The sequence below is a fragment of the Bradyrhizobium sp. B039 genome (assembly GCF_038965675.1).
GTDB lineage: Bacteria > Pseudomonadota > Alphaproteobacteria > Rhizobiales > Xanthobacteraceae > Bradyrhizobium > Bradyrhizobium diazoefficiens.
The window spans coordinates 3,587,675-3,600,632 of the sequence record NZ_CP152416.1; the positions used below are offsets into that span (position 1 = coordinate 3,587,675).

The 12,958-nt window shown below is 60.2% G+C and carries 9 protein-coding genes; 2 read left to right on the top strand and 7 right to left on the bottom strand.

Annotated elements, in window-relative coordinates; genetic code table 11:
* Window positions 1-41: 41 nt before the first annotated feature.
* Window positions 42-1,091 carry a hypothetical protein gene (locus tag AAFG50_RS16690; protein ID WP_162185829.1) on the bottom strand — a complete coding sequence of 350 codons (1,050 nt, stop codon included), beginning with the start codon at window positions 1,089-1,091 and terminating at the stop codon, window positions 42-44.
* Between the two features lie 509 nt (window positions 1,092-1,600).
* Between AAFG50_RS16690 and AAFG50_RS16695 the strand changes: the two genes are divergently transcribed.
* The gene (locus AAFG50_RS16695; RefSeq protein ID WP_028170690.1) at window positions 1,601-2,503 is read left to right on the top strand and encodes a hypothetical protein; all 903 of its coding nucleotides are present in this window, start codon (window positions 1,601-1,603) and stop codon (window positions 2,501-2,503) included.
* Between the two features lie 119 nt (window positions 2,504-2,622).
* Here the strand turns inward: AAFG50_RS16695 and AAFG50_RS16700 are convergent, their stop codons facing one another.
* Complete coding sequence (locus AAFG50_RS16700; RefSeq protein ID WP_231166683.1) at window positions 2,623-3,621, bottom strand: hypothetical protein; 999 nt, start codon at window positions 3,619-3,621, stop codon at window positions 2,623-2,625.
* Between the two features lie 212 nt (window positions 3,622-3,833).
* Window positions 3,834-4,712 carry a hypothetical protein gene (locus tag AAFG50_RS16705; RefSeq protein ID WP_028170692.1) on the bottom strand — a complete coding sequence of 293 codons (879 nt, stop codon included), beginning with the start codon at window positions 4,710-4,712 and terminating at the stop codon, window positions 3,834-3,836.
* Between the two features lie 135 nt (window positions 4,713-4,847).
* On the opposite strand from AAFG50_RS16705, the gene AAFG50_RS16710 reads away from it, so the two are divergent.
* Window positions 4,848-5,543 (top strand): hypothetical protein, encoded by a 696-nt coding sequence (locus tag AAFG50_RS16710; RefSeq protein WP_231166684.1) that lies wholly within the window; start codon window positions 4,848-4,850, stop codon window positions 5,541-5,543.
* 89 nt (window positions 5,544-5,632) lie between these two features.
* On the opposite strand, the gene AAFG50_RS16715 is transcribed toward AAFG50_RS16710, so the two are convergent.
* The 4 genes from AAFG50_RS16715 to tssF form a co-directional block, all read right to left on the bottom strand.
* Window positions 5,633-7,219, bottom strand: coding sequence for a methyltransferase regulatory domain-containing protein (locus AAFG50_RS16715; RefSeq protein WP_039184207.1), 1,587 nt, complete (start codon window positions 7,217-7,219; stop codon window positions 5,633-5,635).
* A 5-nt stretch (window positions 7,220-7,224) separates the two neighbouring features.
* Window positions 7,225-9,864 carry a type VI secretion system ATPase TssH gene (tssH, locus tag AAFG50_RS16720; RefSeq protein WP_028170695.1) on the bottom strand — a complete coding sequence of 880 codons (2,640 nt, stop codon included), beginning with the start codon at window positions 9,862-9,864 and terminating at the stop codon, window positions 7,225-7,227.
* Between the two features lie 97 nt (window positions 9,865-9,961).
* Window positions 9,962-11,026 (bottom strand): type VI secretion system baseplate subunit TssG, encoded by a 1,065-nt coding sequence (gene tssG, locus AAFG50_RS16725; protein WP_011086369.1) that lies wholly within the window; start codon window positions 11,024-11,026, stop codon window positions 9,962-9,964.
* Window positions 10,990-12,957, bottom strand: coding sequence for a type VI secretion system baseplate subunit TssF (gene tssF, locus AAFG50_RS16730; protein ID WP_028170696.1), 1,968 nt, complete (start codon window positions 12,955-12,957; stop codon window positions 10,990-10,992). Before tssF ends, tssG begins: the two co-directional genes overlap by 37 nt.
* Window position 12,958 lies beyond the last annotated feature (1 nt).

The window sequence follows — 12,958 nt, forward strand, 5'->3', positions numbered from 1 at the left end:
GCGGCCTCAACGTGCTGAAGGGATGCCGAGAATGATTGTTCTCACCATGCGTTGAAGTTGGTGACGAGTTGCTTATCCAAGGACAAGCTTTCCATGCCACTGGCAAGCAAAATACCGCTTCGGTTATGGTGTCCACTCCCGGGCATGGTTCGTTTGTGGTGCAAGAAGTGCCCGATCTCGTGCGCCATTACACCAATGAACGCTTCGCCAAGATCGAACACGGGTGGATTACCTTGGTCAACAACCACGAATACCTGCTCATCAGGTAGATACTCCCCAGCCGCCTCAGTATCCATTGCAGCATAATCACCGACCAGAAAGCAGGTGAGATCGGCGCCGTGCCTCTTCAATGGTGCGATATCCTTTCGAAAAACATCCCGCGAGATTTTTGGTCCTAAGGCTTTCTGGACCGTAATCCATTTGGCATCGACCAGCGTGAAAAAGATGTTCGTCTGAGCCCCGAAGACCCAGTTCAGCCTGGTGAGGAACCAGGGCACGTCATCCGGCGTCCATTTCGTGGCGTTGATGACTTTGCCTGACTGATCGAGGTGCTTGAGAAATCTGAACGCGATCGTGAAGTCTTTGCGCTGCAGAATGGCGACCTCCAACTTGATGGCCGTGTTGCCGCGCGCGGCTTTGAGTTCCGGAATACCTACACCTTTGGCAACGACCTTGAGGCCGCGCGCACTGCCATCCAGTCGCGCGGTGCCATACAGCGCTGTACGCAGGCGCAGCAATTGATCATCGCGCTCCTGACCTTTTTGCTCTCCATAGCGACTGTTGATGTATTCCTGAGCGACGCGTTCGACTTGCTCGAAGCGCACATCCTCAACCTGTAACCGGTCGCGATCATACGATAGGTGAACGTCCTTGCTGTCGCGCAGGCAGACCAAGTTGAAGCCTCCCCGAGGAACGATCATGAAGCTTTGCGCCGCGTACACACCAGAATCCTGCAAGAACTGAGCGAAGCTTGCCATAGCTTTCCCAAACCTTAGATCACGATAGTGTCGAGCCCGGACCACCGCGCCGGGGATAACTATCCGTGACCATTGCTCGCCGGTTGAGCCAGCAACATACTGGAAATTAGCCATGCGGGGCAATGCGCTGGCGTCGATTTTGCGGTCTGGACTTCGTTGGTGGTTGCGAGGGCGAGCGAGTTGTACGTGGAGTGGAAGCTATTCTGACTGCGGATGCCGTTAGCTATTCACGCCTTATGGCGGTGACGGGCGCGGCGCGCTAGCGACGCAGAAAACCGTCTGCCAAGACGTCGTAGACTCAACGATTGCGAGCCACGGCGGGCGCATCTTGAAGACCACCGATGACGAGTTGCGGTTCATTAGGTATACTGGCGATGCGAGCCGCCTGCTCTTCGACGGAACCATGCCTGGCGTTGGCGACACATGGAAACGCAGCAACACAACTGCCGATTTTCATCGGGGAACATCATACGCTCCCGGCTGGATGCGGGCCGCACGTGAAGGAGAATCCCGGCAAATCTTCCCGACTACACCGGCCGAAGTCCAGTTAGGAGTAACCTGCCGTTTCTTTTGCCGGAGCGTAGTCGGACGACTATTGCTCAACCACGCAAGGAAGGTAGGTCATGCCACTGACCGAAGGCGACGTCCTGGACACACTCAGCGACTCGGTTGCGCTTGGCATCGAGTTTTACGTCGACAAGATCCATATCAAGGGCGAATACTTGACGACAGTTCGCGATCACATTCGTGTCGGTAATATATTGGTGAAGGGCGGCACTCAGGATCTCGCCTTCTACGATCAGGCCACGGATATTCTCTTGACGCAGAAGAAGTCGCCTCCCGCAAATGATAGCGATCGGGCGCTACTCCTGCATGAATGCGTCCACGCCATGATCGACGTCTATGATCCTGACGGCGCTGTTACGCGCCACATGGGCGAACTGGCGGCCTACCTCACTCAAACGACATATAGCGTTCGCAGGAATCCGTCGTCTAACCGCAACGGCACCGCCCCCTGGGACAAATTCTGGTGCGACCTCTACGCCACGGTGCGCGCCAACAAGCTCGACACCAGCGCGGGCAATGGCGTCCGGATCCCGTCGGCGACGCTCGAAAGTCTGCGCCGGCAACTCGCTGCGCTGCCTTTTGTGAACTATGGAAAGTTCGCTAAAGAGGCGACCGGCGTGTCGGATGGGCTGATCCGCAGGAACTTATTTCTGTCGAGCGATGAACCTGTATCCATGCGATCATCGAGCGTTTCCCACGAAGCTTACGTTGATCCGAGCGATGACTATTTGATACGCACCCTGATGGAGGCCTACGCGAGCACCGATGTTAGAGGTTATGGCAGCCGCCTGCGCCGGCTACGTCGTGATTGTCTCTATTGCTCGCTGTCTCGCGCCCATGAGCTCCGGAAGAGGTTCTCGGTGCGGAAGCGTGGAGACCGGCTCTCCGAACTGTTTCACGATCGCCTGTCGCATGGCGGCCGCGCAATTCTTCTCCGTGTGCTTGCGCTGCGAAGCTGACCAGCACGCTGGACGGAAAAGCGCTCTCGAGAGGAAGAATGCGCTACCGCACCGCGTCGAATTCTCGGTGTGTTGGTGCATCATTAAGTAGACTCCCGACCACGCCGTTGCTGCGGATTCTAGTCCAGGTGCCTTGTGCGCAGATCTTGAAGGTCCTTTTTCAATGCCACCAGATCCAGCCCGCGAGGAAAAGTGAGGCGTCCAGAGCGGATCACGAGCCGGACATACGGATACCGTTCTTCGGCAAGCATCGGAGAACTAATCTTGTACTTGTGCCAATCTTCGACGATGTGTGCCTGTTGTTCGACGTTGTATGAGTCCCAGCTATCCCCGGGCGTGTAGTCGTAGCCGGCACCGACCGTCTGCGCCCAGAAGGAGCGTGCCATTGTCCAGTTTGAATCGTTGAACGCCTGCCACACGTGGGTCATTTCGTGCACGAAGAGGTCGCAAATGCGACCGAAGTCGTCGCACAAGAGGCCGAAGGTGGGGCTAGGCGATGCCAGGTTACTGAACGCGACATTGCCAAGATTGATGGCATACCGCATGCTCGGCACCATGGGATTGCTTCCTCTAAAGAATGGTCCATCGTTCGTCCACGGTCTTCCGCCTGCTCCCAGGCCATTGGTAATCGCGATGGTCTCCCATGGCGGCAACGTCGGGCCAAAGACGTTGCGCGCGAAATCCCGTTCGCTGACGTCTAGGACGCGCGCGAAGTCGGGTCGGCTTCCTCCACATTCCGGCGGGGTCGGAGCCGCTGGGGTGGGCGCAACCGGTGGAGTGGGCGCAATCGGTGGGGGAGGCGGCGTACCTGGCGGCAGATAGATGAATCCCCCTCGCCATCCACCTTTCCCGCCGGTCGTACCGGATGAAAACGCAAAATTCTGGCGGTCGGGCGACATCGCGCGGCAGCCTACATACTCGGCCAGGTACCAGTTCACCTGCCGTGTGGCTTGTTGGAAATCGCGCTGTTTGACGAGCTTGATGCCCGGAAAATTGAACTCGATGAGGTCCCAAGGGTCGATGCCGATCCGCTTGGCGAGGGATATCCAGGTCTCGCCTGCCGTCACCGCATGCCGGATTCCTGCTGGCGGTACATAGCTTTCGACGATAGGCTTCAAGGGCCTTTCCTGGTTCGGCAATGTGAGATCTCCCCCCTGCTGGTTCCTGCGGAACTACGCGGTCTCGCCACCAATATCGTGGTCGCCGCTACCTCGAGGCGGTTCGATAGTTCCATTCATCCGAGCCACGAACTGGCAGTGGCAAATCGAGGAGCCTCATTCGTAGCTTGGAGGCGTAGACACGGAGCAATGCCGAACGAGCAATGTCCGCTTTAGCGCCTGCCTTTCGACTTCGAACCGAGCAGATCATGCGTTCCGCTGATGCTCACCGTTCCCGAGCACTCGAAACCACCGAAAATTCCGCAGGAGCCGGTGACCGTAACGCGCAAGTCTTTGCGTTGGTACATGTCGACCGAAATGCCCACGCGCGAAAAGTCGTTCGCGCTGTTCGGCAGGATCAGATCGATGTGCTCCGCGGCCCATTGCGGTATATGCTTGTTGCTCTTCCAGAACAGTTCATTGCCGGCGTGATGCACGAAGTTCGGCCCGACCGTAAGCGCACCGTCCACGCCCTCGAACACGAAGCCTGTTTCGTCGATGTGCACGTTCACCCGATCGGGTGCTACGGCGAAATGCAGCGAGGTGATGTCCTGGGGCTGCGGGTCCTTGCCGAATTGCGAGCTGTAAGCGTCGCTCCATTGTCCGCGGTCGCGCCCGAGCCCGAAGCCGTGGCGGCCCGGGAGATCCCGCGTTGAGAGTGGCTTGTCGGACAGCTTTGGGCGCCAGATCTCCCGAAACCCCTTGCCGATCGTTGCCGCCATCGACAGATCGAGGGCCCAATGCGACGCCTTCTCCGGGCTTTGCCCTTCGGCGAATGCGTCGAATCCGTCCGTCGTCTTGGCAATGCGCAGCTTCTTGATCAACTCTTCCCAGTCCTTGGGCAGGAAGGTGACGCCATCGAGCGTGGTCGTCGCGGCAGCGACACCATACTTCTCGAGTTGGTGTCGGATGTAGGGCTTCTCGTCATAAAGGCGCACATCCGGGTTGGGGCCGGCAAAGTAATTCTTCAAATCGATCTGCGGCCGAAGCATGGTCAGTCGCGCCGCGATCTTCCGGTACGTGTCGGTCGTCGTCGGATCAGTCGTCGTCATGGAACGCCCTCCGAGCCAATCCTTGCCTCAGATTGGTCTCACCCGAACGGGCTCGGGTTCAATGCCGGCTCGCTCGATCAAGCTGCCGCCCGGCCCAGGTCATTCGAATTCCTGGCGCGCCAGCGCAGTGACTGTTTGAACCTGCCGATCGGAGATGGCGACCACCATCCGTGGGGTAGTGTGAACAACGAGGACGATCAAATGTCACTGCGGAGCAGGGTGTTAGACGTACTCAGTGGCCCGGCCGTCGCACGCATGCGGTTCCGGTTTCCGATCCGCGGCAGCCATGTGACGATTGCGCCGCAAACGTTCCATCACGTCGCCCGCGCTATCCGGTTGGGGCAGGTTACCGTCAGACCTCCGACGGATCTCGCGGCAGGCGTTGCTGCACAATACAACGATGTCGCGAGAACCAGGGCGGACGGCACAGCGGTTGCGGCGAACACGCTGGAGGTCGTGTCGGCGACGGGGCGGCTGGACGAGGCCTATATCGTCCACGAAAGCCTGCATGCGGCATATGATCTGTTGCGTACCGGCCTTGATGCCAATGCGGAAGAGGCGTCTGCGTACGTCTGCACGGCGCTCTATTGCCGCATGACAGGCCTGCCCCGCCCGCGCTGGGCCAACGGGCCGATCTACGCCAATGCCGCAGAGGTCGCCCGAACGCTGCTGTCCCAGTATCAGAAGGGCGATCCCGGGATTCCCTGGGTCGGCGAGCATGAATGGAAGATGCTGCGTGCAGGTGTTGGCCTCGATCCGGTCTATGCCAGCGGACCCGGCGGTATTCTCACGGGATGGCTCCTCGGCCAACAATATACCCACGACGGCTAGAGTGACGGGGGCCGCATCCGCTTCAGGAAATGGCAGGAGCTTCCAACCCCTGCCGTGCATCGCCAACGGAGCCGACGCACTTGAGCGCGTCATGCGACCAGCAGGCCCAGCTTGCCGACCATCGCAAGCGAGCGTTGAACACTTTCTCGCGTTGACAGCAACAACGGATCGGCAGGCTTCCCGGCACTATCCTTCTGGTCTACCTGGATGGTCGGGCCGAATTTTTCGGTCATTTCGGCCGTGATCTGGTCGATGGTCCGCGCACCGTCGAGCAATTGCAGGAAATCCCTGGTCCGGTCGTCCTCCAACTGTACCGTCTGGTGGAGGAGGTTGGTGACGAGCGGACCTGTTTGCGCTTGTCTTCGTGCGAGCAGGCTCGCCTGCGGATGCTCGGTAGCTTCCTTCAACAGAAATGGGCGCGACAGCAGGAAAGAGACCTCGCCGCTGCAAGCCAGGATGAACATTGCCTCCGTCAGCACCTTTTCGGCATCATCCGTGTGCCGGCCGCCCAGCAGCGCGCGGGCGCCATCGAGCAGCTCGCCAAATGATAATGCGCGCGGCCAGGCCCGGCCGAGACATAGATACGCAGCCTTCAAGAGCGGATTGGTTACCGTGACCCTGCTGCCGTCCTGGTTCTCGAATTCCATCGCGGAATCGTCGGTCACGCAGGCGTCGGGGTCAACCGGGTTGGTCGTGCTCAGCAAATGGAACCTGGTGATGAAATCGAGGTCGATCTGGCGGGATAGCGAAATGCTGTCGTGGCAGAGCAATGTGCGCCGAAAGCCGTTGCCGTCGATGAAGTCCTGATATTGATCGCGCGCCATGAACTCGCTCTCCGGGAAGCGCTGCAGCGTCGCGCGAACCTCCTCGGAATAGCCGGCAAGATAGCGTCGTGAGAAATCAGCGTCGCTCAGATATTGCAAGCCGTGGCGGCTTGCGTCTTCGGCAACCTCATGCAGCAGGAAGGCCTCGGCGCCATCATCGAGATCGTCGTGAAATAAGAGCTCGTCGGGGGACTTGAGGACGCGGTTGTACTGGTCGCGCATAACTGCGCCGTGCACCGAGTTGGCCTTCGAGCCGTCGCTCAGGAACTTCAAGATCGCGCGGGCCTGTCCTACCTTCTCCCTCATGTCGGTGAGACGGCGGGTGTGATACCGCATCATGTCGCGGACCAGGTCGCGAAGATGCGAGAACGGGTGCGCGTTGTAGCTGACGTAGCAGACCCCGCGCGGAGCCATGTTCTGCTTGAAGATCATCATCATCTTCTCGCGCACCGCCGGCGGAACCCAGGAATACACGCCGTGCGCTATGATGTAGTCGTATTGCCCGAAGCTTTCGTCGACATTCATGATGTCGCAGTGCAGGAGCTTGATATTGCTGAGGCCCAATGTGGCGATATTTCGCTGGCCGCGCTCGATCGTCACGCCGCTCAGGTCGACACCGACGAATTCGCTGTTTGGATATTGAAAGGCCATCGGCAACAGGTTGCCGCCAACGCCGCAGCCAAGCTCGAGCACCCGGCAACGCTCGACCGGAGCCGCCTGCATGCCGTAGACGGCAGCAATGGTAGCGAGATGGTTCGGATGAGTGAGCCCGTAGACGTGGCCAGGGTAGTAGACCTCGTCGTATGGCGTGGGACCGGTGCTCGGGTGGCGATGCTCGGTTTGAATGTTCATCGTCCTCAATTCCACGAATATGCGAACTTGTCGTTCTCGATCGAGACCCGCGCTTGCTTGACTTCTTCCTTGGCAAGCGACTTGCTGAGGAATTCGCGTGACAGCTCCGGGAGCAGGGTGTTGGTGATGATGTTGTCAATCATTCGCCCGCCAGAGTCCGGGTCGTTGCAACGTGACACAATGTGCTCCACGACCGCGTCATCGTAGCTGAATGCCGCGTTATGGTTGTCACGGAGGCGTCGTCCGATCCGGTCGAGCTGCAACCGAGCGATCCCGGCGAGCATTTCGTCGGATAGCGGGAAGTACGGTATCGAGACGATGCGTCCGAGCAGCGCTGCCGGAAACACCTTCAGCAATTCCGGCCTCAGCATCTTGGCGAGCTCTTCCGGTTCGCTGCGATACTTTGGATCTCGCGAGAGGCCCATGATCAGATCGGTGCCGACGTTGGTGGTCAGGATGATCAACGTGTTCTTGAAGTCGATCCGCCGCCCGTTGCCGTCCTCCATGGTTCCCTTGTCGAACACCTGGAAGAAGATCTCGTGGACGTCGGGATGAGCTTTCTCGACCTCGTCGAGCAGGATGACGCTATAGGGCTTGCGCCGGACAGCCTCGGTGAGGCGTCCACCTTCTCCATAGCCGACATAGCCGGGAGGCGCTCCCTTCAAGGTCGAGACGGTGTGCGCTTCCTGGAACTCCGACATGTTGATCGTGATCATGTTCTGCTCGCCGCCGTAGAGGGTCTCGGCAAGCGCCAGGGCGGTTTCAGTCTTGCCCACGCCGGATGGACCAGCCAGCATGAACACGCCGATCGGCTTCGACGGGTTGTCCAGTTTGGCGCGGCTGGTCTCGATTCGCTTGGCGATCATCGTCAGCCCATGGGACTGGCCGACGACGCGGCGGTTGAGGATCTCCGGTAGTTTCAGCACGGTTTCGATCTCGTCGCGCATCATCCGGCCGACCGGGATGCCAGTCCAGTCAGAGACAACGGACGCCACCGACTGCTGGTCCACATAGGCATAGACCATCCGCTTTTCCGGATTGATGCTCTCAAGCGTGTCGAACTTGCCGCGCAGCTCCGCGCGCCTGGCAGCCGGATCGTCGCCTTCCATGGGTTCGGACAGGATCTCCCGAATGCTCCGGATGTCCTTGACGAGCTCCTGCTCTGCGGCCCAATCGGCTTCGAGGTTCGTCAGCTTGTCCTTCAATGCTGCGATGTCGTTGTCGATCGCTACGATGCGCTCGTCGTCCTCAATCCCAAGATCGCTGTCGCTGACGAGTGCTGATCGCTCAGCTTCACGGGCGGCAATCGCAACGCGTGCATCCTCGATCAGGGCCGGAGTCGCGCTCTGGCTGATCGCCACGCGCGCCGAGGCGGTATCAAGCAGGCTGACCGCCTTGTCGGGCAACTGCCGTGAAGGAATGTAGCGGTGGGACAGGTTGACCGCTGCGACGATCGCGGCATCCGAGATGCGAACGCCGTGGTGCTTCTCCATCGGACCGAGGAGTCCGCGCAGCATGATGCAGCAGGTTTCCACATCGGGTTCATCGATCTGGATCGGCTGGAAGCGTCGTGTGAGCGCGGGATCTTTCTCGATATACTGGCGATATTCTGCCCACGTGGTGGCGGCGATCGTGCGCAGCGTGCCACGCGCAAGGGGAGGTTTCAGGAGATTGGCTGCATCACCGGTGCCGGCCGCGCCGCCGGCGCCGATCAGTGTGTGGGCTTCATCGATGAACAGGATGATGGGGGTGGGTGAGCTCTGGACCTCGTCGATCACCGACCGCAAGCGCTGCTCAAACTCGCCCTTCATGGAGGCACCGGCCTGCATCAGGCCGATGTCGAGCGCACAAAGCCTTACACCGCGGAGCGGTGGCGGCACGTCGCCGGCGGCGATACGCTGGGCGAAGCCCTCGACAACTGCGGTCTTGCCGACGCCAGCCTCGCCGGTGAGGATTGGATTGTTCTGCCGCCGACGCATCAACACGTCGATCAGTTGGCGGATTTCTTCGTCCCGACCAAGGATCGGATCCATCTCGCCCGATTTGGCCTTGGCGGTGAGATCCTGGGAGAACCGGTCGAGCGGCGTCGTCCCCTTGGGACCCGCTTGGGCCGCGCCTTCCGTGACGGCGCCGACCAGGCCCGAACCGTCCATCGGTCGCATGGTCTCCTCGTCGGAGCCGGCCCAGACGGCGCGACGCTCCGCGGCCAGTGCGTCGACGTTGACCTTGGAAAATTCCTGCGAGAGGTTGTTCAGCGTGCGACGAATATCGTTCGATTTCAGGCCTGCCACAAGCAGATGACCGGTGCGGATCTGGGTCTCGCCAAAGAAGAGCGTGGCATAATGCCAGCCCCGATCGAGCAGATCGATGACCGAATTGGCGACGCCCGGCATGTCGGTTTCGTTCTTACGAAAGCCATTGATCACGCCGGCAAGGTCCGACAACAAGCGTGCGCGGTCGAGCTTGTAATGATCGACCGAGAGGCTGAGATCGTTGCGTTCCTGCTGCAGGATATGAAACAGCCAGTGCGCAAGCTCGACGTTGCGATTGCCGGCGCTCTTTGCGTGGCGCAGGGCCTGTAAGAAGGCATCATAGCCGGCCCGGTTCAGCTTGCCCGTTACAGCTTCAATGCTGATGTCGGTCACGGCGGCTCCTCCTGCTCAATTCCTCCGCGGATGCGTGCCATCATGCGGAAATTGCCTCAAATTCCATAGCATTAGGCGATCAGCGCGATGGATAGGTTCAAATCGCCGCGGCATTCGCTGTGGCACTCCGGCGGGCTCTCAATCGTTCGCCGAGCTGAAAGCGGGCATCGCGGCGATATTCTTCCGTGGAGGCCCAGTTCGGCGAGACCCAGGTGGTCCATCCAAGTCGCCCACTCTGTCCAAGCCTGACCGGGACGACCTCTCCCGCCGGAATGGCGAGCTCGACCTCCCATTCCAATTCGTCGCCGATATAGAAGAAAACGGCGTCGGCCAGCGGCGCCGACAGGTTGGGTGTTTCGGTCGGCAGGAATTGTTCGTACTGAGCAAAAGTTCTGACAAAGACCCGAACTCTGATCTTGTCCTCGACGCTGAACACACGCGAGCCGAGAAGGGCGTCCTGGCCGAGCCTCGCATGCGTTCCGCCGAGCCGGCTGCAGTGACTTGGGTCGAATGAGAGCCAGGTGCCGACGAATTCGTCGATCTCGACTTTGACGTCGAACAGTCCTTGCAGGAACCGCGTCAACCGTGATGCACACTTCGCCCTGGGCGCGACCAGTCCAGCGAAGCTGAGCTTCGCCATGTCCGGAACCGCATCGCGATCGGCGAAAACATCAGAGCCCAAGCCGGCGAAGGAGCCGACATAGGCAATGAAGCGATCGTCCGCCGGGCGGTCATGCTGCGCGATCGGGCGCGCGTCGGCCCAGGCACGAAAGAAGAGTTGCAGGAAGCGTCCGTTGAGGAGGTCGAGAAAGCGGGGGAAGGCGTCATCCCGCATCAGCCACCAGCTGAGGCTTTCATCGGTGGTGGCAAGGGGCAGGGCGCCCTGCGGGCCCAGGAGGCCGAGAAATTTGACGAGTATCCTGAGCCGGGCACCCTGGTCGTCCACCGCCGCGAGGTTCGAGGCGGGGAACTCCAGATAAGGCACCTGGCCGAGGTCGATATATTCGTCGCGACGCGCGGCACTGTCGCCGATCCGCGGTCGATCCGGGTTGGCGCGCTCGAACTGGCGTAACGTATGGAAGAAATCGAAGCGCCAGGGCTCGGCCTTCATCTGGTCGATCAGCGTCATAGCGGTCTCCGCGTGCCCATGCGCGGTGGCCACCGCATGATCTCGCCGCGCTCCGGCGTCGAGATGACCGTCTGAGTGAAGGTGTTGAAGCCCGAATAGTCGGCGAAGAAGCGCTCCAGTATTGCCCCGAGCAAAAACACGCCGCTGCCCTCAAATGCCTTCTCGTCGAGCGTAACGGTAATCTCCAGGCCCCGTGCTGCGCCGCTACCCGTGCGCTCGCGCACGCGCCGTACGACAGGTCGGCTTTCTATGCTGCGCACGCCGCGGATCTTGCGCTCCGTGGCGTCGTCGAACTGATCGGCGAACAAGGCCAGCATCTCGCGCAGCGCTCCGGCGTTCTTGCCGCCACCGCGTTCGACGAGGCCAAGATAGTTGAGGCTGAGCATGTTGATCAGCCGCCAGCTGACAATCCCACTGTTGGCGATTTCGCTGCGGCTGCGCAGTTGGGCAACCACCGGCTCACGCGGTGGCGTGGGACCAGCGACACACATCAGATCAAGGGAGGTATCGTCCAGCAGCCGAAAGTCGGCGCCGCCCTGGCCGACCGGCAAGTGCTCGGTGAGATGGCGATTGGAGCACAGAGCCCGGACGCTCAGTTCGGCGACGGAGCCTCCGCCACTCAATTCGCCGGGCTCAAGCAGCGACAGGAACATGTCCGTTCCGGTGTAGTCTGAGGAAGTACCGTATGTCTTCTCCTCTACTGTGCGGCGCCGGGGTAAGCGGCGGACGGTGAAATAGAGCCCGTCGACCGATCCGCTGGTCCGGTCGACGGCGGCCGAATAGAGCGGGCGCACGGGCCGCTTATCCTTCTCTGCCGGCAGGTGCGCGTAGACCTCGAGCACCTGGTGCGGTTCGTATTCCAGATAGCGGCTGCGATCTGGCACCACATGGTACTCGTAAGTATTCGACTTGACAGGAATGCGATCGCTCGTTTTCTCGAACAGATTGATCGCCGGTGCAGTATAGAGCCTGAAGGTCTCGGGGCGCACCGAGGCAGCCAGCCGCGAATTGTGTTCATCGAAAGCGAAGACAATATCGATCGATTTGCTGCGCAGTCGCGACATCACGCTGCGTAGTCCCGTTAGGTTTATGCCGAGGAACTTGCGTGGAAACATGAAATATTCTCGCAGCAGCTCCGAGCCGCGAAATATCCGATTGTCGTTAGGGAACAGCGACTCGTTTTCGTCGAAGCCAATTTGCTGCACGCAATCATGGGGCGCACGAGTCACCACCGGATCGCCGAAGTCGTCGAGATGCCGGAAGTAGACTCCCTTGCAATTCGAGATCAATTGCTCGTAGAGCGCGATGGCGTCGGATTCAGCGCCTGAGAGGTAGATCGGAAGTTCGCTCACGCGGCAGCCTGCGAACCAGGTTTCCGGCTTGGCTCGGGCCTCTGCGTCCGGTAGTTCCTCGTCGAGCCGGGCTGCGGTACGATGGGTCAGCGACAGCTTCAGCCCCGCGATAACGTCGCCTCCGACCGGGATCCCGAGCGCCTGCAGAGTGCCCGCTGTGGAGAAATACTCTGCGCTGGTGACGTCGAACGGCCAGAGCACGATGTCGCGGCAAAGTCGAAATCGGCAGGAAAGACTTCGTTCTCTCTCGCGGTAGGTCGCGTCGAAATAGGCGCCGCGTACAATCTTCTTGCCGTCGCGCAGCGCTGGGTCAGCGTAAGGTGGCCGTGCCGCGACGAGCATCGCCGACGGTGTGGGCGCAAGATAGTTGGGTACCAGCTGCTCAAGCAGGTTTGCAGTGAATTCCGGGAATTCGTGCTTGAGCTTGAGCTGAACGCGGGCGGCAAGAAACGCGGCGCCTTCCAATAGTCCCGTGATCATCGGGTCCGAGCGGTCCCGGATGAGGCCGCCGAGGCGCTCTGCGATGCCAGGATATTCTTCGGCGAAATCTCCTGCCTGCTCGTATAGCAATGACAGTTCACGATTGTAGAAATCGAGGAATTCGCGATTCATG